The sequence below is a fragment of the Prosthecobacter fluviatilis genome, from assembly GCF_055388355.1.
Map to the genome: position 1 here is coordinate 6,258,914 of NZ_AP043782.1, position 19,696 is coordinate 6,278,609.

18 protein-coding genes and 2 tRNA genes are annotated in these 19,696 nt (G+C 62.0%); 11 read left to right on the forward strand and 9 right to left on the reverse strand.

What is annotated here, in order from left to right; genetic code table 11:
- Positions 1-110: 110 nt before the first annotated feature.
- Complete coding sequence (locus ACZ5WW_RS24550; RefSeq protein ID WP_377163932.1) at positions 111-761, forward strand: DUF1294 domain-containing protein; 651 nt, start codon at positions 111-113, stop codon at positions 759-761.
- Between the two features lie 6 nt (positions 762-767).
- On the opposite strand, the gene uxaC is transcribed toward ACZ5WW_RS24550, so the two are convergent.
- The gene (uxaC, locus tag ACZ5WW_RS24555) at positions 768-2,174 is read right to left on the reverse strand and encodes a glucuronate isomerase (protein WP_377163934.1); all 1,407 of its coding nucleotides are present in this window, start codon (positions 2,172-2,174) and stop codon (positions 768-770) included.
- A gap of 40 nt (positions 2,175-2,214) precedes the next feature.
- On the opposite strand from uxaC, the gene ACZ5WW_RS24560 reads away from it, so the two are divergent.
- The 4 genes from ACZ5WW_RS24560 (at position 2,215) to ACZ5WW_RS24575 (ending at position 8,002) form a co-directional block, all read left to right on the forward strand.
- Complete coding sequence (locus tag ACZ5WW_RS24560; protein WP_377163936.1) at positions 2,215-3,258, forward strand: aminopeptidase; 1,044 nt, start codon at positions 2,215-2,217, stop codon at positions 3,256-3,258.
- 70 nt (positions 3,259-3,328) lie between these two features.
- A complete protein-coding gene (bla, locus tag ACZ5WW_RS24565; RefSeq protein ID WP_417715079.1) occupies positions 3,329-4,126 on the forward strand; it encodes a subclass B3 metallo-beta-lactamase in 798 nt (265 codons plus the stop codon).
- A 107-nt stretch (positions 4,127-4,233) separates the two neighbouring features.
- Positions 4,234-6,693: a DUF1592 domain-containing protein gene (locus ACZ5WW_RS24570; RefSeq protein WP_377163940.1), complete on the forward strand. Its 2,460-nt coding sequence runs from the start codon at positions 4,234-4,236 to the stop codon at positions 6,691-6,693.
- Between the two features lie 28 nt (positions 6,694-6,721).
- Entirely contained in the window at positions 6,722-8,002 is a 1,281-nt protein-coding gene (locus ACZ5WW_RS24575) for a DUF1552 domain-containing protein (protein ID WP_377163942.1), read from the forward strand.
- A 35-nt stretch (positions 8,003-8,037) separates the two neighbouring features.
- Here ACZ5WW_RS24575 and ACZ5WW_RS24580 read toward each other — a convergent pair whose 3' ends face one another.
- Positions 8,038-9,417 carry a CCA tRNA nucleotidyltransferase gene (locus tag ACZ5WW_RS24580; RefSeq protein ID WP_377163944.1) on the reverse strand — a complete coding sequence of 460 codons (1,380 nt, stop codon included), beginning with the start codon at positions 9,415-9,417 and terminating at the stop codon, positions 8,038-8,040.
- A gap of 107 nt (positions 9,418-9,524) precedes the next feature.
- Between ACZ5WW_RS24580 and ACZ5WW_RS24585 the strand changes: the two genes are divergently transcribed.
- Positions 9,525-9,950 carry an Lrp/AsnC family transcriptional regulator gene (locus tag ACZ5WW_RS24585; protein WP_377163946.1) on the forward strand — a complete coding sequence of 142 codons (426 nt, stop codon included), beginning with the start codon at positions 9,525-9,527 and terminating at the stop codon, positions 9,948-9,950.
- Positions 9,951-9,971: 21 nt separating this feature from the next.
- Positions 9,972-11,150, forward strand: a complete 1,179-nt coding sequence (locus tag ACZ5WW_RS24590; RefSeq protein WP_377163948.1) for a pyridoxal phosphate-dependent aminotransferase — start codon at positions 9,972-9,974, stop codon at positions 11,148-11,150.
- A gap of 24 nt (positions 11,151-11,174) precedes the next feature.
- Here the strand turns inward: ACZ5WW_RS24590 and ACZ5WW_RS24595 are convergent, their stop codons facing one another.
- From ACZ5WW_RS24595 to sucC, 5 genes are all read right to left on the reverse strand, one after another.
- Positions 11,175-12,113, reverse strand: coding sequence for a nitrilase-related carbon-nitrogen hydrolase (locus ACZ5WW_RS24595; RefSeq protein WP_377163950.1), 939 nt, complete (start codon positions 12,111-12,113; stop codon positions 11,175-11,177).
- A gap of 47 nt (positions 12,114-12,160) precedes the next feature.
- Positions 12,161-12,703: a PAS domain-containing protein gene (locus tag ACZ5WW_RS24600; protein WP_377163952.1), complete on the reverse strand. Its 543-nt coding sequence runs from the start codon at positions 12,701-12,703 to the stop codon at positions 12,161-12,163.
- A 210-nt stretch (positions 12,704-12,913) separates the two neighbouring features.
- Complete coding sequence (locus tag ACZ5WW_RS24605; RefSeq protein ID WP_377163954.1) at positions 12,914-13,843, reverse strand: amidohydrolase family protein; 930 nt, start codon at positions 13,841-13,843, stop codon at positions 12,914-12,916.
- Positions 13,844-14,176: 333 nt separating this feature from the next.
- On the reverse strand, positions 14,177-14,644 hold the full coding sequence (locus ACZ5WW_RS24610) for a pentapeptide repeat-containing protein (RefSeq protein WP_377163956.1): 468 nt from the start codon (positions 14,642-14,644) through the stop codon (positions 14,177-14,179).
- Positions 14,645-14,744: 100 nt separating this feature from the next.
- On the reverse strand, positions 14,745-15,929 hold the full coding sequence (sucC, locus tag ACZ5WW_RS24615) for an ADP-forming succinate--CoA ligase subunit beta (RefSeq protein WP_377163958.1): 1,185 nt from the start codon (positions 15,927-15,929) through the stop codon (positions 14,745-14,747).
- A gap of 74 nt (positions 15,930-16,003) precedes the next feature.
- Between sucC and trmD the strand changes: the two genes are divergently transcribed.
- From trmD to ACZ5WW_RS24630, 3 genes are all read left to right on the forward strand, one after another.
- Positions 16,004-16,735, forward strand: coding sequence for a tRNA (guanosine(37)-N1)-methyltransferase TrmD (gene trmD, locus ACZ5WW_RS24620; RefSeq protein WP_377163960.1), 732 nt, complete (start codon positions 16,004-16,006; stop codon positions 16,733-16,735).
- Between the two features lie 80 nt (positions 16,736-16,815).
- Positions 16,816-16,906, forward strand: a tRNA-Ser gene (locus ACZ5WW_RS24625).
- Positions 16,907-17,053: 147 nt separating this feature from the next.
- A complete protein-coding gene (locus ACZ5WW_RS24630; protein WP_377163962.1) occupies positions 17,054-17,230 on the forward strand; it encodes a hypothetical protein in 177 nt (58 codons plus the stop codon).
- 112 nt (positions 17,231-17,342) lie between these two features.
- Here ACZ5WW_RS24630 and ACZ5WW_RS24635 read toward each other — a convergent pair.
- Positions 17,343-17,418 (reverse strand) — tRNA-Ala (locus tag ACZ5WW_RS24635).
- A 137-nt stretch (positions 17,419-17,555) separates the two neighbouring features.
- Positions 17,556-18,533: a phytoene/squalene synthase family protein gene (locus ACZ5WW_RS24640; RefSeq protein ID WP_377163964.1), complete on the reverse strand. Its 978-nt coding sequence runs from the start codon at positions 18,531-18,533 to the stop codon at positions 17,556-17,558.
- Positions 18,534-18,603: 70 nt separating this feature from the next.
- Between ACZ5WW_RS24640 and hemW the strand changes: the two genes are divergently transcribed.
- Positions 18,604-19,692, forward strand: coding sequence for a radical SAM family heme chaperone HemW (gene hemW / locus ACZ5WW_RS24645; protein ID WP_377163966.1), 1,089 nt, complete (start codon positions 18,604-18,606; stop codon positions 19,690-19,692).
- The last annotated feature ends 4 nt before the right edge of the window (positions 19,693-19,696 follow it).

Genomic DNA, 19,696 nt, shown 5'->3' on the forward strand with positions numbered 1-19,696 from the left:
GGCTGGCGGCGGAAGGGTGGTGTGGAGAGCTGCTTGCTCGCGGTAGAAAGCTGTGTCTGGTGGTATGATCATGCCGATGTCCACTCCTGCTTCTCTCCTGCTGCCGAACGATGATAGCTGAAACGCGCCGGCCTGAGTACACGGCCCGAGTCATTGAATGGCATGCGGACAAGGGGTTTGGCTGGGTGCAATTTAACGACAAGCGGCTGTTTCTGCATCGGCGTGATTTTGCCAGGTGGTGCCACACGCCGAGGGCGGGGGAGGAGATCCGCTTCAACTGGGGGCTGGATGCGCAACAGCGCCCGTGTGCGCAGAATGCGGTGCAGGTGCGTGAGGTGGCGAATCTGAGCCTGTGGAGGCTGCTTGTTCTGGCTGCGCTGCTGGTGCTGCCTGCGTATGCCTGGCTGCAGACGGCCTGGGAGATCTGGATGCTGGCGGCCTATGTCTGCGCCATGTCAGTGATCACCTATGCGGCGTACCGGAGCGACAAGCGCAAGGCGCGCCTGGATGCATGGCGCACGCCGGAGTGGTGTCTGCATCTGCTGGAGCTTGCGGGCGGCTGGCCGGGGGCGTGGGTGGCGCAGGGCCGGCTGCGGCACAAATGCTCGAAGGGTTTCTATCAGTTCGAGTTCTGGCTGATCATCTGCTTCCACCAATGCGTGGCGTTCGATTCGCTTCAGCACTGGAAGTATTCCCAGATGCTGAAGCGGGAGCTTTTCGAGGACCACCGGACGGAGCGCGGGCGGTACAAGCTGCGATGAACTGGATCAGGACACCTTCAGGCCGAGGTAGGCCTTCGCATTGGCGTAGCAGATGTTTTTGACCATGGAGCCGACGAGGGCGTCGTCATTGGGGATGAGGCCGGACTCAATGTCGGTGCCGAGGAGGTTGCAGAGGGTGCGGCGGAAGTACTCGTGGCGGGGGAAGCTCATGAAGCTGCGGCTGTCGGTGAGCATGCCGATGAAGCGGCTGAGGAGTCCGAGATTGCTGAGGGCATTGATCTGCCACTCCATGCCTTCCTTCTGGTCCACGAACCACCAGCCGGAGCCGAACTGGACTTTGCCGGGGGTGGTGCCATCAGCAAAATTTCCGGCCATGGTGCCGAAGACGTAGTTGGCGTTGGGGTTGACGTTGTAGAGGACGGTCTTGGGCAGGGCGTTTTCCGTGTCGAGGCGATCGAGGAAGCGGGAGAGGGTTTCCGCCTGGGGCCAGTCGCCGATGCTGTCGCAGCCGACGTCTGCGCCGATCTCGCGGGCGAGGCGGCTGTTGTTGTTGCGGACGGGGCCGAGGTGGAGCTGCATGGTCCAGCCGCGTGCGGCATTGAGGCGGCCGACATGGAGCATGATGTTGCTGGCGAACTGATCCTGCTCCTGGGCGCTGGCGGCGGTGCCGGAGCGGGCCTTTTGGAAGATGCGCTCAGCTTCGGCATCGCTGACAAAATTGGCATGGCAGTAGTTCAGGCCGTGGTCACTGAGGCGGCCGCCGACGCTGTGGAAGAAGTCGTGGCGCTGCTTGAGGGCATCGAGCAGGGAGGCGTAGCTTTTCACCTCGATGCCGCTGGCGGCGCTGAGCTTGTCGCACCAGGCGTTCCAGGCATCGGGAAGGTGGACGGCAAGGGCTTTGTCCGGGCGGAAGGTGGGATAGACGCCGACTTCAAAGCCGTCGGCGGCGCACTTCTGGTGGTGGGCGAGGTCGTCGATGGGGTCGTCGGTGGTGCAGAGGGCTTTGACCTTTTGCGTGCGGAGGATGCCGCGGGCGCTCATTTCGGGTTTGGCGAGGGCGGCCTCGGTCTGCTCCCAGATGGCGGGGGCGGTCTTTTCATCGAGGAGGGTGTCGATGCCGAAGTAGCGCTTCAGTTCGAGGTGGGTCCAGTGGTAGAGGGGATTGCGGAGGGTGTGGGGGACGGTTTTGGCCCAAGCGAGGAATTTGTCGCGCGGGGAGGCCTTGCCGGTGATGAACTCCTCGGGGACGCCGTTGCAGCGCATGGCGCGCCACTTGTAGTGGTCGCCCTCAAGCCAGATTTCGAAGAGATTTTTGAACTGGCGGTTTTCCGCGATGTCCTTCGGGGGAAGGTGATTGTGGTAGTCCAGGATGGGCTCGTCCTTGGCAAAGGTGTGGTAGAGGCGGCTGGCGGACTTGGTGGACAGCAGAAAATCGTCGTGGATGAAGGACATTGATGTTGGTCGGTTGGAGTGGATGCCCTAAACTGGCAGGATGATTTTAACGCGCAACTGGTTCGCTCTGCTGCCCGCCATCCTTCTTTGCGCGTGCAGCACGGTGAAATTTTACACGCAGGCGATCGGCGGGCAGACGGAGATCTGGCGCAAGGCGAGGCCGAATGAGCAGGTGCTGGCGGACCCGACGGTGGCGGAAAAGGTGAAGCAGCGGCTGCGGCTGATCGAGGAGCTGCGGACCTTTGCGGCGAGCGACCTGCGGCTGCCGACGAAGAGCTTCGGGAAGTACTGCGACCTGAAGCGGCCGTATGTGGTGTGGGTGGTGTATGCGGCGCCGGAGTTTTCCGCCGAGGGCAAGACGTGGTGGTATCCGCTGGTAGGGGGGCTGAAGTACCGGGGCTTTTTCACGGAAAGGGATGCCAAGCAGGAGGCGGACAAGCTGAAGGAGAAGGGGTATGATGTGTTTGTGGGCGGGGTGGAGGCCTACTCGACGCTGGGCTATCTGGCGGACCCGGTGCTGAACACTTTCCTGCACCGCAGCGATGCGGAGCTGGCGGAGCTCATTTTCCATGAGCTGACACATGCGAAGGTTTTCGTGCCCGGGGACACGGACTTCAACGAGGCCTTTGCCACGGCGAACGCGGAGGATGGAGTGAGGCGCTGGCTGCGGGCGAAGGGGAATGTGCGGGGGCTGCGGGCGTATGAGCAGAGCCTGAACAAGAGCCGGGAGGTGGTGAGGCTGATGCTAAGCACGCGCGAGAGGCTAAAGAAGGTGTATGCCGCGACCCACGCGAGCGTGGAGGCGGAGCGGCTGGCGAAGAGCCGGGTGTTTGACGGCATGCTGAAGGAGGCGGCGGACATCGGCCCGTATGTGAAACTCCACATCCACCATGCGCCTGAGACGTGGAACAATGCGCGCCTGAACACGGTGGCCACCTATTACACGATGGTGCCGGGGTTTGAGCGGCTGCTGAAGGAAAAAAGCGGCGACTTGGAGGCGTTTCACCGTGAAGTGGCTGCGATGCGAAAGCTGAACAATGAGCAGCGCATGAAAATTCTCGGAACCACCCCCAGCCATGACTGACCGCCTCCACTCCCGCCTTGCTGTTCTTTTTCTTCTTCTGCTGAGCTGCAGCCGCGCTGACGCCCTGGACATGTCGAGCTGGACGGAGCCGTTTCCGCCGCACCAGATCGCGGGAAACTTGTACTATGTGGGGTCGCGCGATCTGGCTTCGTACCTGATTACGACGCCGGAGGGGCACATCCTGATCAACAGCAGCCTGGAGGAGTCCGTGCCGCTGATCCGCGCGAGCGTGGAGAAGCTGGGGTTTAAGTTTGAGGACATTCGTATTCTGCTGATCAGCCATGCGCACTCGGATCATTGTGCAGGCAGTGCGGAGATCGTGAAGCAGACGGGGGCGAAGTATTATGTGATGGAGCAGGACGCGGACGCGGTGGAAGGCGGCGGTGCGAAGAAGCCGCGGATCGGGAAAGGGGATTACACGCAGTTCCCGCCTGCCAGGGTGGACCGTCGGCTGAAGGATGGCGAGGCGGTGAAGCTGGGCGGCTCCGTGCTGGTGGCCCGGCTGACAGCGGGACACACGCCGGGCTGCACGACGTGGACGATGGAGGTGGAGGAGAGGGGCAAAAAGCTGAATGCGGTAATCATCGGCAGTCCGAATGTGAACCCTGGCTATGTGCTGGTGGGGAACAAGAGCTACCCGGGCATCGCGACGGATTATGAGAACACTTTCAAGGTGCTGAAGGCGTTGCCGGTGGACCTGTTTCTAGGAGCCCATGGCGGTTACTACGGCATGGAGGCGAAATATGAGCGGCTGGGCAAGGGGGAGGGGAATCCGTTTGTCGATCCTGCGGGGTACATGCGCTATGTGGAGGACCGGGAGGGGGCGTTTCGGAAGGAGCTGGAGAAGCAGCAGAAGGCGGGGAAGTGACGGGGGTGCCGGTGAGTGCATTTGCAATGCGGGCTTGTGCATTCACGGCCTAATCTGGCATACTGCACGCGCGTTTCACCTTCACTTGCCTTCTCTGCGCCTGCGTCATGTCACGATTTTTTGTTTCTGCATTCGGTCTCTGCCTTTTCATGGGAGGGCTTGGCGCCGCTCCGCTGCCGCCGGTGACTCCGTTTCTGGAGCAGCACTGCACGGAGTGCCATGATGGGGAGGTGAAGAAAGGGGGGCTGGATCTGACGGGGCTGGCGTTTAAGCCGGAGGAGCGGAAGAATTTTGATGCGTGGGTGAAGGTCTATGACCGGGTGAGCCAGGGGGAGATGCCGCCGGTGAAGAAGCCCCGGCCGGAACCGGGGGCTGCGAAGTCTTTTTTAGCGGCACTGAAGACGCCGCTGCATGACTACGAAACGGCGCAGCAGAAGGAGAACGGACGCACGGTGCTGCGCAGGCTGAACCGCACGGAGTATGAGAACACGGTGCATGACCTGCTGGGCATCTCGCTGCCGCTGAAGCACATCCTGCCGGAGGACACGCCGCTGCATGGCTTTGACACGGTGGCGGAGGGGCTGAGGTTTTCACAGCTGCAGATCGAGAAGTACCTGGAGGCAGCAGATGCGGCGCTGGATGCGGCGATCGTGCTGACGAAGAAACCGGTGGGGATCAACCAGCGGTACAGCTACAAGAACGAGCCGGGGATCCGCAAGAACCTGGACACGCCGCCGGGGACGCTGAGCGACAAGACGAACCCAAAGAGCGGGCACCGGGTGATGTTCCGTGAGAATGAGAAGGAGGTGATCATGTTCACCACGGGGGACTACCTGGTGGGGCTGAAGCAGTGCCGCCTGCCGGGGCCGGGGATGTACCGCATCAGGCTCTCCGGCAATGCGGTGCAAAGCGATGGCGAGCCGCTGACGCTGATGATTTACAGCAACAACTACAAGAACAAGCGCCTGCTGAGCTACTGCGAGCTGCCGGCGGACAAGCCGCGTGAGTTTGAGTTTACGACGCGGCTGGATGGGAGCGAGCACATCGTGATCAACTGCGACCGTGTGGGGCGGGACAAGAAGGGGCAGAACATTTACAATGTGGGGGCGGCGGAGTTTCAGGGGACTGGGCTGGCGATGCAGTGGATCGAGGTGGAGGGGCCGCTGTCTGCCGAATGGCCGCCTGCGAGCCTGAAGAAGGCGCTGGGGGAGGTGCCGCTGACTGAGCTGGGCGAGAAGCAGAAGAAGTTTCGTGATGGCAAGCAGCTCGGCTATGAACTCGCGCCCACGGATGTGAAGCTGGCGGTGAAAAGCGGTCTGACGAGCTTTGCGGCGCGTGCTTTCAGGAGACCGTTGGAGCAGGACGAGGCGGTGCCGTACATCGCGCTGGCGCAGCAGTCGCTGGACGCAGGAGGGAGCTTTGAAGGGGCGATGCGCGTGGGCTTGCGCGCCATCCTGACCTCACCGGCTTTCCTTCTTTTGGAGGAGCATCCGGGCAGGCTCAGTGACCGCGCGCTGGCTGCGAGGCTGGCGTATTTTCTCACGAGCTCGATGCCGGATGAGGAGCTGATCAAAGTGGCGGGCGAGGGGAGGCTGACCCAGCCTGAGGTGCTGAAGGCGCAGACGGAGCGGCTGCTGAAGAGCCCGAGGGCGGCGGCGTTTGTGACGAACTTTGTGGGCCAGTGGCTGGAGCTGAAGAACATTGACGCGACGACGCCTGACACAAAGCTGTACCCTGAATACGACATGCTGCTGAAGCTGGGCATGGTGACGGAGACGGAGGCTTTTTTCAGCGAGATGCTGAAGAGCAACCTGCCGGTGACGAACTTCATCCAGAGCGACTTTGTGATGGTGAACCGGCGCATGGCGGAGCACTACGAGATGCCGGGAGTTGCCGGAGAGGAATTTCGACGGGTGGTGCTGCCGGCCGACAGCCCGCGAGGCGGGGTGCTGACGCAGGCGGGGGTGCTGAAGGTGACGGCGAACGGGACTGTGACGTCTCCGGTGGTGCGGGGCGCGTGGGTGATGAAGCACCTGCTGGGGCAACCGCCGCCGCCGCCACCGGCGAGTGTGGGAGCCATCGAGCCAGACACGCGCGGGACGACGACGATCCGCGAGCAACTGGCGAAGCACCGGGACAGCGAGTCGTGTGCGTCCTGCCACAAGAGCATCGACCCGCCGGGGTTTGCGCTGGAGAGCTTTGACGTGATCGGCGGGTATCGTGAAAACTACCGCTCGAATGAGAAAGGCGCGAATGTGAAGCGCAAGCTGAACGGGCAGAACATCTGGCAGTACAAGGAGGGGCTGCCGGTGGATGCGAGCGGGGAACTGGCCGACGGGCGGAAGTTTCAGGACATCCGGGAGTTTAAGAAACTGCTGCTGGATGAGAAGGCGCAGGTGATGCGCGCGCTGGCCGGAAACCTCGTGACCTACGGCACGGGGGCGGGCATTCAGTTTGCGGATCGCGATGCCATTGAAGCAATTGCGAAATTGGCCGAGGCCGAAGGGGCGGGGCTGCGCACGCTGGTGCATGCAGTGGTGCAGTCGCCGCTGTTTTTGAGCAAGTAAAACAGACACTTCAAACCGAATCCATTCCATGATCACACGCCCTGCTCTTTCCCGCCGCGCTTTTCTGCAAGGCTCCGGTGTCTCGCTGACGCTGCCGTTTCTGGAGGCGATGATGCCGCGGCTTTCCAGTGCTGCGGCTGCCACGCCGCCGAAGCGCATGGTGTTTGCGTGTGCGTCTCTGGGAATTTATGGGCCGTCTTTGTTTCCGAAGGAGACAGGGCGTGGCTACACGCTGACGCCGTACCTTGAGACGCTGAAGGATCACCGGGAGGAGTTCACAGTGCTTTCCGGGGTGTGCCATCCGGACCAGGCGGGGGCGGACGGGCATACGTCTGAAATGACGTGGCTGACCTCAGCACGCGGGCCGGGGCTGGGCGGATTTCGCAACACGGTGTCGATCGACCAGTTCGTGGCGGAGAAGATCGGGCATGAGACGCGGTACCCCTCCCTGGCGCTGAGCACGGCGGGGCAGGGAAGCCAGAGCTACACGCGCAGCGGGGTGATGGTGCAGGCGCAGTCGAAGCCTTCGCAGGTTTTTGCAAAGCTGTTTCTGGACGGCACGCCGGGGGAGATCCAGAACCAGATGCGAAAGCTGAAGGAGGGACGCAGCATCATGGACACCGTGATGGCGGAGGCGAAGCGATTTGAGAAACGTGTGGGCGCGGCGGACAGGGAGAAGCTGGACGAGTACTACACCTCTGTGCGGGAGATGGAGGAGCGCATGCTGAAGTCTGAGGCGTGGGTGCAGAAGCCGAAGCCGAAGGTGGATGCGAAGCCGCCGACGGATGTGGAGAACGAGGCGGACCTGATCGCGCGCATGCGGCTGCTGTTTGACCTGATCCCGCTGGCGCTGCAGACGGACAGCACGCGGGCGATCACGGTGCTGGTGCAGGGGCGCGGAGATGTGCCACTGATCAACGGGGTGACGATGGCGCACCACAACCTTTCGCATCACGGGCAGGATCCGCTCAAAATTGAGCAGCTTCAGCGGATCGAGCGCGCGGAGTTTGAGGCGTTCAACGGGCTCCTAACCTCGCTCAAGGCAAAGAAGGAGAGCAACGGCACGCTGCTGGACAACACGATGGTGCTGTTTGGCAGCAACCTGGGGAATGCTAACAGCCATGACTGGCACAACCTGCCGCTGGTGTTTGCAGGCGGTGGCTTTAAGCACGGGCAGCACCTGGCCTTTGATGCCAAGAACAATCAGCCGATGTGCAATCTGTTTGTGCAGATGCTGCAGCGCATGGGGATCGAGACGGATGAGTTTGGATCCAGCTCGGGGACGAGTTTGCCGGGGCTGGTGGTGTGAAAGTTGGTCAGTTGCGCCGCAACTGGCCAACTTGGCTACTCCTCCACGGCATCAAAGACGTCTGGGATGGGGGCATGCTGGGCCACCCAGGCGAGGGCCTCTTCTTTGGTGGTGAGGGTGCCTTCGAGCTGGAGGGTCTGGAGGGTGGTGAGGAGGCGGCCGAGGGCTTTGCCGGCGTGCCAGCCTTGGGCGATGAGGTCGGCGCCGGTGATGATGCGCGGGGGGAGCATGGGCTCGCTGGCGAGTTCTTCGCGCTTGGCGAGGAGGAACTCGTAGTTGTCCAGCCAGCCGTTGGAGCCGAGGCAGTCCACACGGTGGAGGGCGAGCTCGTCGTCGAAAGATGGGCGGGCCATGAAGCGGCGCAGCTTGGCGGTGCGCATCTTTTTGACGTCTTTGAAGACCATGTGGTTTTCCACGGCGACGACGGTGGGTTCGATGATGTCGTTGGGGAATTTCATGCGGCGCATGATCTCGCCGGTCTTTTCCGCGCCGAGCTTGTCGTGGCCGTTGAACCGAATGCGGCCGGTGTCGGCGTCGCGCGTTTGCGTGGCCGGTTTGGAGATGTCGTGCAGGAGCACGCTCATGACGAGGGGGAGAGAGACCTTCTCGGGAAGAAGGCTGAGCATGAGGCGGGTGTGGATGAAGACATCGCCCTCGGGATGAAACTGGGGTGGCTGCTCGCAGCCCTGGAGGGCGAGGATCTCGGGGAGGAACTGCTCCATGAGGCCGCTGTTGACGAGAAGATCGAAACCACGCACGCGATTGGGGTGGAGCATAATTTTGACGAACTCCTCGCGGATGCGCTCGATGCTGACGTGTTTGATTTTGGCTGCAAGGCCGCAGACGGATTCCCAGGTGGCGTGCTCGATGTCGAAGCCGAGCACGGTGGCGAAGCGCACGGCGCGGAGCATGCGGAGGTGGTCTTCTTCGAAGCGGTCTTTGGCGACGCCGATGGCGCGGAGGAGGCCCATGCGGAGGTCTGCCTGGCCGCCGACGTAGTCGATGACTTCGTTTTTGATGGGATCGAAGAAGAGGCCGTTGATGGTGAAGTCGCGGCGCTGGGCATCGAGCTCCGGCGTGGAGTAGGTGACGCTATCCGGGCGGCGGCCGTCGCTGTAGCTGCCGTCGCTGCGGAAGGTGGCGACCTCAATGTGGTGGTGATCGAGGCGGACGATGACGACGCCGAAGTGGGCACCCACGGTCTGGGCACCGGGGAAGAGGGCGACGACCTGCTCGGGCGTGGCGCTGGTGGCGACGTCGAAGTCTTTGGCTTCGCGGCCGAGAAGCATGTCGCGCACGCAGCCGCCGGCGAGGAGGGCGGTGTGGCCGGCGTGGGTGAGCTTTTGAATGACTTTGATGGCGGTGCTGCGCATCCTGTCATGCTCGTTGTGCAAGGGGCAAAGTTCAATGTTCATTCTGCTTTCCGCTGTTCAAACGGGCAAGTGGCGTTACAGTCACGACCCCTATTATGGACCCGCTCATCGAACTACTGCACAATAACTCCAATCGCTCCCATCAAGAGATGGCCGCAGCCTTGGGCCTCACGGAATCCGAAGTCGCTTCACGGATCGCCGCCGCCGAGGCCGATGGCACGATCCTGGGTTACAGCGCCGTGGTGGACCGTCTGAAGGCGGGGCAGCGTGGTGTGACGGCTTTGATCGAGGTGCGCATCCAGCCCGAACGTGATGGCGGCTTTGACCGTCTGGCACGGCGCATTTCGAAGTTTGACCAGGTGCGTGAGTGCTTCCTGATGAGCGGCGGGTATGACCTGGCCGTGATCGTGGAGGGCAAGGACCTGCTCGACGTGGCAACTTTTGTGGCCGAGAAGCTCAGCACCCTGGGTGGTGTGCTTTCCACGGCGACGCGCTTTCAGCTGAAGGCGTACAAAGAGGGCGGGTTTCTCGCGAATTCCGGTGGTGACGAAGAGCGCCTGCCGGTGAGTCCATGATTAAATGAGGAACCTGAGGTCATGGATTACGACAACAAGATTTCAACCATCATTCGCGATCTGCCGCGCTCCGGCATCCGCGATTTCTTTGAGCTGGTCATCGGCCGCAGCGATGTGATTTCGCTGGGCGTGGGCGAGCCGGACAAACCGACGCCGTGGCCGATCCGCGAGGCGGTGATCCGTTCGCTCGAAAAGGGGCAGACGAGCTACACCTCCAATCTGGGACTGGAAGCGCTGCGCGTGGGCATCAGCGAATACGTGACGAAGCACTTCCGCACCACGTATGATCCGAAGACGGAGATTCTGGTGACAGTGGGTGTGTCTGAGGCGCTGGACATCGCCTTCCGTGCGGTGCTGAATCCGGGAGACGAGGTGATCTATCATGAGCCCTGCTACGTGTCCTACAGCCCGAGCATCAAGATGGCCTACGGTGTGCCGGTGGTGGTGCAGACGCGCGAGGAGAATGAGTTTGCGCTGATGGCGGAGGATGTGGAGAAGGCGATCACGCCGAAGACGAAGGTCATCGCGCTGAACTTCCCGACGAATCCGACGGGCGGCATCATGCCGGAGGCTGAGCTGGCGAAGATCGCCGCGCTGGCGGTGAAGCATGATCTGTTTGTGTTTACGGACGAGATTTACAGCGAGCTGCTGTATGACGGCCGGAAGCACAAAAGCATCGTGGAATTTCCAGGCATGCGCGAGCGCACGGTGCTGCTGCACGGCTTCAGCAAGGCCTTTGCCATGACCGGCTGGCGCCTGGGCTATGCGTGCGCGCCTGCGCCGCTGCGCGAGGCGATGATGAAGATCCACCAGTACTGCATGCTGTGTGCTCCAATCATGAGCCAGATGGCGGGCATCGAGGCGCTGAAGATGGGCGAGACGGCGTATGAGGACATGCGGCAGAGCTACGAGCAGCGCCGCAACCTTATCGTGAGCCGCCTGAACGGGATGGGGCTGCACTGCTTCAATCCGGGCGGGGCGTTTTATGTGTTCCCGGAGATCCGCAGCACGGGGCTGACGAGCAAAGAATTCGCCATTCAACTGCTGGAGAAGAAGAGCGTGGCCGTGGTGCCGGGCAGTGCCTTCTCCAGTGCGGGCGAGGGCTTTGTGCGCTGCTGCTACGCGACTGCTCCGGAGCTCATCGCGAAGGCGATGGATTTGATGGAGGAGTTTGTGAACGAGGTGCGGGGGAAGAAGTGAGATTCACGCCAGGCGGGAATGCGTTCACATGCGTTCCCGCCTGGTGATTTTTTTCGTGGGCGGTGTGCGGGCGCTTTCGTCGATGCGGACTTCGTCGGGGGTGAGGTTGACGCTGAGCTGGGAGGGGTTGGTCTCTTTGCGGCGGCGGTGGGCTTCCTGGATGACGGCACCGGGCACTTCGGCGCGGAGGGCGTGCCAGCCTTGATGGACGAGGCGCGTGTCCTCGGTGCGGTCATAGGCTTCAAAGGCTTTGAGCGCGGGAAGGTAGAGGGCGATCTTGCCAAGGTTCACATTGACCATGCTGGAGTCGCATTTGCCGACGAGGGGGCAGACGAGGACGGCGCAGCCGAGCTCGATGGCGCGTGCGGAGGCGCAGCGGGTGACGCGCTCGCTGCCGTAGAGGGTCTCGGTGGCGCTGGGGACGAGGAGGAGGTCGATGTTGAGCCCGCGCAGGCGTGAGCTGAGTTCGGGCACCTCGATGTCGAGGCAGATCACGATAGCGACGCGGAGGCCGGACATCTCGAAGACGTAGAGCTCGCGGCCAGCCCTGAACTCGTGCTCCCATGGGGTGAGGAACAGCTTGTCCTGATGGAGGAGGCGGCCGTCGCTGAAGATGATGGCGCGATTGTAGAGATGCCTGCTGTCGGGATCGAGATAAGGGGCGGTGCCGAGGATGGCGTGCTTTCCTTTGCGTGAGAGGCGCTGCCTGAGCCGTGGCATGAGGTCCTGCCAGACAACTTTGGCGATGTCCTCCATGTCTGCGTCCTTGTTGGGGAGGAGAGGTTCCAGGGCAGCCCAGAGGTATTCGGGGAGGAGGACGATGTCGATACCTGAGTCCCAGGAGGTTTCGACGCGGTGAATGACTTCATCGGCAAAGGCGTCGATGGTTTTTCCGGCATCGCCGACGTCGAAGGTCCAGGCTTCGACTTTGACATTGGGCTTGCTGGGGGCAGTGTCTGGCATGGCTGTCAGCAACGAGGCCGGGGACCTGAAATGTGCAAGCGGCAGGGTTAGCAGGGTGCGCCGCCATCTGTGCAGCCTGGGAAGTACCGTGGCAGGCATTTGGGGCAGAGACCATGCGTGAAGTTGAAGGACGAGCACTGGAAAAGATAGTCTTCGACGGGCAGCCACTGACCCGTGCTGAGCTGGACGTCTTTGCAACTGGCGCAGATGGGCAGCCATTCACTGAAGTGCGGCTGGGCAGGCAGTTCAGTGGCATGCACTGAAAAGCCCCGCACAGTGCCTTCGGCGACATCTGGCGTGTAGGTGGCGACAAAGCGCCGGGTGATGTCTCCAGAGTCAGTGAGCTGCCGCTCAAAGACCTGCTTTTCACCGCGCAGGGCGGCGCGTATGTGAGGAAGATTTTGAGAATAGACGACGGGTCCCAGCAGGTCCTGCATGGAGATGTCGGTCATTTGTTCGGGGCTTTTGCGGAACCATGTCTGATAAGCACGGTTGGAAAAGACACAGCGCTCGTCAGCGTCCCAGTAGGCGATCAAGGCGTGGATCTGATTGATGATGCTGAATGCCTTCTGGCATTTGTCAGGAGTCATTGGGTAAACAGGAGCGTATGTTGAGGGTCAGGTGAGAGCTTTTCAGCTAACACCTGTCTCGTACCGACAGATGAGTCCTTAAAAAGGTTCATTCGAAATAAGTTTTTCTGGATTTGAAAACCATGGAAACCAATGACTTAAGTCATGGTCTTGTGCCGAAACGCAGGTGGTGTGGATTCGCAGACGGGAAGGTGTGATCAGATGTATTTCCTAGGCCAACCGGAACAGCTTCCGGGAGTTTTCGAAGAGGATCTTGCGCTCGACGGTCTTGCTGGATGCGAGCTTGCGGATGGCGGCGAGGGTCTGGGCTCCCTGGCAGCCGGGGCCGCGGCCGAGGTGGTCGGCGCAGTCGCTGCCGTAGAGGATCTTGTCCTGATGGCGGTCAAAGAATTTGGTGGTGTGCTCTTCGTCGCGGGTGAGGGCGAGGAGGCCGCTGCCGGCGGACATGTCTGCAAACATGTTGGGGTAGTCGGCGAGGTAACGGTCGGTGATGCCGCCGGGTGTGATCTTGCCCTTGGGGTAGTTGACCTTCTGATCGTGGTTTTTGTCGATGTTGCCCCAGAAGGCCTGGGCGTGGCCGATGAAGTTGGTCTTGGGAAACTTCTCCAGCATGGTGTGGAAGCGGTCGTAGCCGAGGTTGTAGGTCTGATGCTGGAAGTGCAGGAGGATGGGCACGTTGTAGGCGGCGGCGAGAGCGTAGAGTTTCTGGCTTTCGGGGGAGTCGCACTGCACCATGAACTTCTGCTCGCCGATCATGCAGGCACCCTGCTTGAGCCATTTTTCGATTTCGGCGGGGGCAGTGTCGAGGTCGGTGACTTCATTGGCGGCCCAGATGTAGGCGCCGGGGTGGGCTTTGGCGAAATCATACGCGGCCTGCGTGGTGGCACATTGGGCGGCGAGGCCGTTGGACTTGCCGTTGTGGGTGGAGGGGCGGTCCAGGTAGGTGCCTGCGGGCAGGATGATGGAGGTGGTGACGCCCATGGCCTGCTGGTGCGCGAGCAGATGCTCGTCCGCGCGCCGGTGGTAGTTCATGTGCTGATGGATGTCGATGACGGGCTCCGGGGCGGTCTGCGTCTGGGCCAGGGCGCGTGAGGTGACTGCGGCGAGGCTGGTGGAGAGGAAGGTGCGGCGTGTGGGCATGGGCCCAGTACGCTGCGGACAGGGAGATTTTGCTCGCTGTGGGTGGGGCTTGTTGTTCAGGTGAAGGCCGGTGCTTCGAAAAACAGCGCTCCTTGTTCAATCAATCGTCAATCAAGCATGAGCAGGGAAGCCTGAGCCGGAGGATTGACGATTGTCGAGCAATCGATTTTTGATTTTTGAGGTGCCAGAGCCTCGGCAAGTGCGCGCACTACCGAGGTGGGAGAGTTGTGGAGGGCAGGACAGGCTGGAAGCCTGTCTCGCATGGACAGCCGGGACGGCTATCCTCCGGGGGATCTGGATGATCCCCATCCTGTCAGGATTCTTGGGGGACGGTCACTTCAGCCCCTGGGTGTCGGCGAGGATGGCGCCGGTGTGGATCATGCCGGTCTGGACGGTGCCGTTGAGATTGGCGGCGATGAGGTCGGCGTTGGTGAAGTCTGCGCTGGTCAGATTTGCGCCTTCGAGGTTGGCTCCGGAGAGGTCGGCGCCACGGACGTTGGCGTGGCTGAGATTGGCATGACGGAGGGAGACGCCGCCGAGGTCGGCCCCGCTGAGGTCTGCGCCGCTCAGATTGGCGCTGTCGAGGTTGGCCCCGCTGAAGTCGGCGCCGGAGAGATTGGTGCCCGCGAGGTTGGCCTTGGTGAAGGTGGTGCCGACGAACTGGCCTTTGGCGAGGTTGAGATCGTTGAGCGCGGCTCCGGCGAGGTTCATGCCGGTTTCATCGATCTTACGGCCGGCTTTGCCGCCGCTTTCGAGCCATTGGGTGTGAGCGAGGAGTTCTTCGGTGGTGATGCTGGCCATAGAGGCATAAAAGAGAACCCGATTTACGGGGCCGTAAATCGGGTTTTCATACTTGTTGAGGGGATTTTTGTAATCCCCTACGGGCTGGAGCGCTGCGGGATCAGCCGTTGACGGCGGCGACGATCTTCTGCGCGGCGTCGGTGAGGCCGTCTGCGCTGGTGATCTTGAGGCCGCTGGAGGCGAGGGTGGCCTTGCCGGCCTCGACGTTGTTGCCTTCGAGGCGGACGACGAGGGGGATGTTCAGCGAGACTTCCTGAGCCGCGGCGATGATGCCGGTGGCGATGATGTTGCAGTCCATGATGCCGCCAAAGATGTTGACGAGGATGCCCTTCACGTTGGGGTCTCCGAGGATGATCTTGAAGGCTGCGGTGACCTGCTCCTTGGTGGCGCCGCCGCCGACGTCGAGGAAGTTGGCAGGTTCGCCGCCGTGGAACTTGATGATGTCCATGGTGGACATGGCAAGGCCGGCGCCGTTGACGAGGCAGGCGATGTTGCCGTCGAGACCGATGTAGTTGAGGCCGAATTCGCTGGCGGCGACTTCGCGTGGGTCTTCCTCAGTGGTGTCACGCATGGCGGTGACGTCCTTCTGGCGGTAGAGGGCGTTGTCGTCGAAGTTGAACTTGGCGTCGAGGGCGACGACCTGGTTGTCGGTGGTGATGGCGAGGGGGTTGATCTCGACGAGTGAGCAGTCGCTCTTGAGGTAGAGATTCCACAGGGAGGTGAAGAGCTTGACGGCCTGGTTCATCAAGGGGCCGCGCAGGCCGAGGGAGGCGGCGATCTTGCGGCACTGGTAGCCCTGAAGGCCGATGGTGGGGTGGATGAACTCCTTGGTGATCTTTTCGGGGGTCTTTTCCGCGACTTCCTCGATGTTCATGCCGCCTTCGGTGGAGGCGATGATGGCGTGGCTGCTGGTGCCGCGGTCAAAGAGGATGGCGAAGTAGTATTCCTTGGTGATGTCCACGGACTTGGCGACGAGGACTTTGCTGACGAGCTTGCCTTCGGGGCCGGTCTGGTGGGTGACGAGGGTCTGGCCGAGCATCTTGCCGGCGATGTCTTCCGCCTCCTCAGGGGTGTTCACAAGGTGGACGCCGCCTTTGAAGCCGTTTTTGAAGGTGCCTTTGCCACGGCCACCGGCGTGGACCTGGGCTTTGACCACGAGGCCTGCCTGGCCGATTTCGCGTGCTGCGGCTCCTGCTTCTGCCGCCGTGCTGGCGACGATTCCTTTGGGACTGGCGACGCCGAATTTGTCGAACAGCTGCTTGGCTTGGTACTCGTGGATGTTCATGGAGAAAAAATGGGGGAGCCCGATAGTAGAAGTGAGGCCCGAAGCGTCAAGGCGCATTCCCGGTGAAGGTGAGAATGAATGCCGGGCTTGCCCCGCGGGGAAGGCTGCGGCATAGCGCGGAGATGCAAATAGATGTGGTGACGCTGTTCCCGGAGCTGGTCTCTGTGCCGATGGGCCTGAGCATGATGGGGCGTGCGCAGGAAAAGGGCATTCTGGACCTGCGCGTGCATGATCTGCGTGAGCAGGGGCTGGGAAAGCACCGGCATGTGGATGACACACCGTACGGCGGGGGGCAGGGGATGGTGATCCGGCCTGAGCCGGTGTTTGAGACGCTGGACAAGATCGACACGCCGGAGGCGCGCATTGTTTACATGTCTCCTGCGGGGAAGAGGTTTGACCAGGCGACGGCGCGGCGTCTGGCGGCGGAGCCGCATTTGATTTTTCTTTCGGGGCACTACGAGGGAATTGATCACCGGATCATTGAGCACTGGGTGGATGAGGAGATCAGCCTGGGGGACTACGTGCTGACGAACGGGGCCATCGCTGCGGTGGTGGTGATGGACGCGATCGTGAGGCTGCTGCCCGGGGTGCTGGGGGATGAGATGAGCGCGGTGGAGGAGAGCTTTGGAGCGAGCGGGCTGCTGGAGGCGCCGCAATACACCAAGCCGGCGGAGTACCGGGGCCTGAAGGTGCCGGAGATGCTGCTGAGCGGGAACCACGCGAAGATCGCGGCATGGAGAGAGCAGCAGGCGCTGGAGCGCACGCGGGCGAACCGGCCTGATTTAATTGAAGGAGATGCGAGCTAGAGTGACATTTCGTTTGACGATACGCCGGGCTGCACGCTAAATAAGCACTCCGCTGGCCGTCTGGCTGCGGGACAACTATTGGTGAGGTGGCTGAGTGGTCGAAAGCACATCTTTGCTAAAGATGCGTAGCCTTAACAGCTACCGAGGGTTCGAATCCCTCCCTCACCGCCAGTTTTGTCAGTCACTCCCGCCGCCACAAATGCGGTGCTTTTCGAGGGGGAGAAGGCACAAAAAAAGGCCGTTTTTGACGCTGTGCGTATGAACAGGCATGCAAATCTCTGTTGCATGGTGCGTCAAAATACCACACTCTGCCACCTTATGAAGATCAATACCAGTATCACGATTGACCCACGGATCGCCAAGCTGGCGAAGAAGTATGCGGCACTCGATGGCCGTAGTTTTGCGAACTACGTCGAACGTGCCGTGGCCCGGCAGGTGGAGAACGACCAGCTCGCGGAGAGCAGCCCCAAGGCGAAGCCTGCGAAGAAGAAGTAAGGGCTGCGGCCCTGAAAACCTGGCTGGAAAATGGACGTGGCCAAAGAGCCGCGGTACCAGGGTTTTTGCTGTTTTACAGGGCGAACTCCGGCCCTGGGTGCGCTTTTGCTCCTGGTGGAGCTAAGGGGATTCGAACCCCTGACCTTCTCATTGCGAACGAGACGCTCTACCAACTGAGCTATAGCCCCAACGTGGGATGTGCTGCGGATGGAGTGTGACGTGTGGCGTCTGCCGCCGTGGTCGCCTTCCACCGAACGGAATTAAATATGCGAGGAACCGGCGGTCCGGCAAGCTTATTTGCGGAGGTGTGGAAAGTGAGGGGGCTTCAGGCCTGGGCGAGCTTGCGGTAGAGTCTTTCCAGGGCGGCGGGGCTGCGGCAGGCGATGGCGGCCTGGGCGAGGATGCTGGCGACGTCGAGGCGGGAGATTTTGACGCCTTGCAGAATCCTGTCCCACGGGGTGGTGCGCATTTTGGCGACGGTCTGAATGCCGAGGAGGAGGGGGAGGGCGGTGGCGTAGCGGAGCTTGGTGTGGTTGACGTGCTGGACGTAGCGGAGGCCGCACTCGAGGTGCTCGGTGCAGGTTTGCAGCCAGAGGCTCCACTCGGTCTGGATTTCGCCGGGCTGGCAGGGGAGGTAGCAGCGGCCGTCTCGGGTGTCTTCGCCGATGTCGCGAAGGATGTTGATGAGCTGGAGGCCTTTGCCCATGCGGGCGCCCCAGTCCTGCATCTGGGCGGTGGCGATGGCGGGGTCGAGCGCGCCGGGGAGCTCGGTGGCGCAGAGCTGGGTCCAAAATTCGCCGACGCAGCCGGCGACGAGCCAGGTGTATTCATCGAGCTCCGCAGGGGTGGCGAGGCTGCGGAGGCGGCCGTCTGCGGGAAAGCGGCGGATGTCGAGCATCTGGCCGTCGATGATGTGCTCGAGGACGTTTTGGATGGCGGCGAGGGGTGTGGGCCGCATGGTGCGGAGCCAGGCGATGCCGTCGGCGAATTTTTCCATGAGGCGGCGCTCGGCGTCGTCGCTCTGCTGGGTGCAGAACTGGGAGATGAGGGTGGCGGCGAGGCTTTGGACATCACCGGAGCCACGGACGAGGGAGCGGTAGCTCTGGAGGCAGTCGAGGCGGACGGTGGTGCTGACGAGGGCGGTGTCTGCGATGGTGTCTGCCGTGCGGGCGAGGAGGTAAGCGAGGGAGATGGGCTCGCGGAGCTCTTTGGGGAGAGCTTTGAGGGTGAGGTAGAAGGAACGGGAGACGGAGGCGAGGAGCTGGCCGCCGAGTTCGCGTTCGTGGTGAGTTTCGTCTGACATGTCTGGATTCTAGATGCTGGATGCTGGATGCTGGAGCAAGCATTCTCTGCCATCATCTGATCCCAAGCCTGTGAAGCATCTCTACGTCCACATTCCTTTCTGCCACCGCATCTGCCCGTACTGCAGCTTTCACAAGCACACGCCGGGGGGGACGGACATGACGGCGTTTGTGGACGCGCTGCTGAAGGAGGCGGAAAAGCAGCCGCTGCGGCCGGAGACGATTTTTTTTGGCGGCGGTACGCCGACGATGCTGAGCGATGTGCATCTGGAGCGGCTGCTGCGGGGGCTGCGGGAGCGGGTGGACATGGGCGGGGTGCTGGAATTTACGATGGAGGCGAATCCGCGCACGGTGACGGCTTCGAAGGCGGTGATGATGCGTGAGATGGGGGTGACGCGGGTGAGCCTGGGGATCCAGGCGTGGGATGATGAGACGCTCAAAACTTTGGGGCGCGACCATGCGCGTGCGGACGCGGAGGAGACGTGGCGGGTGCTGAAGGCGGCGGGGTTTCCGAGCCTGAACCTGGACCTGATGTTTTCCATCCCGGGGCAGCGTGTGGAGACGTGGAGGCAGACGCTGGAGCACACGATCTCTCTGCAGCCGGACCACATCTCGGCGTACAATCTGAACTATGAGGAAGACACGGATTTTTTCCGGCGGCTGAAGGCGGGTGAGTACCGGGAGGACGAGGGGCGGGATGCGGAGTTTTTCAATGTGGCGATCGACATGCTGGAGGCGGGCGGTTTTGAGCACTACGAGATCTCCAACTACGCGAAGCCTGGGCACCGCTCTGTGCACAATGAGGCGTACTGGCTGGGGGAGGATTACCTGGGGATCGGGCCCGGAGCGTTTTCGACGGTGGGCGCGCGGCGCTGGAACAATGTGAAGGACACACCGCGGTACATGGCGCTGACGCTGGCGGGAGAAGAGACGGCGGTGGAGGTGGAGGAGCTGACGGCGGAGCAGCGGCGGACGGAGCGCTTTGGCCTGGAGCTGCGCACGGCACGCGGGCTGCCGCTGGAGCTGATCCATGCGGAGTCACGCAAGATGCTGGAGACGCTGCGTGAGCAGGGGCTGCTGAGCTATGACGGGGGTCACGTGAGACTGACGCGGGCGGGCAAGCCGCTGGTGGACCCGATCGCGGTGGCGCTGATGGGGTGAGAGA

What these genes read in the sequence shown, in the direction of transcription:
- ACZ5WW_RS24550 (WP_377163932.1), top strand. Translation starts at nt 111, where the DNA reads ATGATAGCTGAAACGCGCCGGCCTGAGTACACGGCCCGAGTCATTGAA.
- uxaC (WP_377163934.1), bottom strand. Translation starts at nt 2,174, where the DNA reads ATGTCCTTCATCCACGACGATTTTCTGCTGTCCACCAAGTCCGCCAGC.
- ACZ5WW_RS24560 (WP_377163936.1), top strand. Translation starts at nt 2,215, where the DNA reads ATGATTTTAACGCGCAACTGGTTCGCTCTGCTGCCCGCCATCCTTCTT.
- bla (WP_417715079.1), top strand. Translation starts at nt 3,329, where the DNA reads ATGTCGAGCTGGACGGAGCCGTTTCCGCCGCACCAGATCGCGGGAAAC.
- ACZ5WW_RS24570 (WP_377163940.1), top strand. Translation starts at nt 4,234, where the DNA reads ATGTCACGATTTTTTGTTTCTGCATTCGGTCTCTGCCTTTTCATGGGA.
- ACZ5WW_RS24575 (WP_377163942.1), top strand. Translation starts at nt 6,722, where the DNA reads ATGATCACACGCCCTGCTCTTTCCCGCCGCGCTTTTCTGCAAGGCTCC.
- ACZ5WW_RS24580 (WP_377163944.1), bottom strand. Translation starts at nt 9,417, where the DNA reads ATGAACATTGAACTTTGCCCCTTGCACAACGAGCATGACAGGATGCGC.
- ACZ5WW_RS24585 (WP_377163946.1), top strand. Translation starts at nt 9,525, where the DNA reads ATGGCCGCAGCCTTGGGCCTCACGGAATCCGAAGTCGCTTCACGGATC.
- ACZ5WW_RS24590 (WP_377163948.1), top strand. Translation starts at nt 9,972, where the DNA reads ATGGATTACGACAACAAGATTTCAACCATCATTCGCGATCTGCCGCGC.
- ACZ5WW_RS24595 (WP_377163950.1), bottom strand. Translation starts at nt 12,113, where the DNA reads ATGCCAGACACTGCCCCCAGCAAGCCCAATGTCAAAGTCGAAGCCTGG.
- ACZ5WW_RS24600 (WP_377163952.1), bottom strand. Translation starts at nt 12,703, where the DNA reads ATGACTCCTGACAAATGCCAGAAGGCATTCAGCATCATCAATCAGATC.
- ACZ5WW_RS24605 (WP_377163954.1), bottom strand. Translation starts at nt 13,843, where the DNA reads ATGCCCACACGCCGCACCTTCCTCTCCACCAGCCTCGCCGCAGTCACC.
- ACZ5WW_RS24610 (WP_377163956.1), bottom strand. Translation starts at nt 14,644, where the DNA reads ATGGCCAGCATCACCACCGAAGAACTCCTCGCTCACACCCAATGGCTC.
- sucC (WP_377163958.1), bottom strand. Translation starts at nt 15,929, where the DNA reads ATGAACATCCACGAGTACCAAGCCAAGCAGCTGTTCGACAAATTCGGC.
- trmD (WP_377163960.1), top strand. Translation starts at nt 16,004, where the DNA reads ATGAATGCCGGGCTTGCCCCGCGGGGAAGGCTGCGGCATAGCGCGGAG.
- ACZ5WW_RS24630 (WP_377163962.1), top strand. Translation starts at nt 17,054, where the DNA reads ATGAAGATCAATACCAGTATCACGATTGACCCACGGATCGCCAAGCTG.
- ACZ5WW_RS24640 (WP_377163964.1), bottom strand. Translation starts at nt 18,533, where the DNA reads ATGTCAGACGAAACTCACCACGAACGCGAACTCGGCGGCCAGCTCCTC.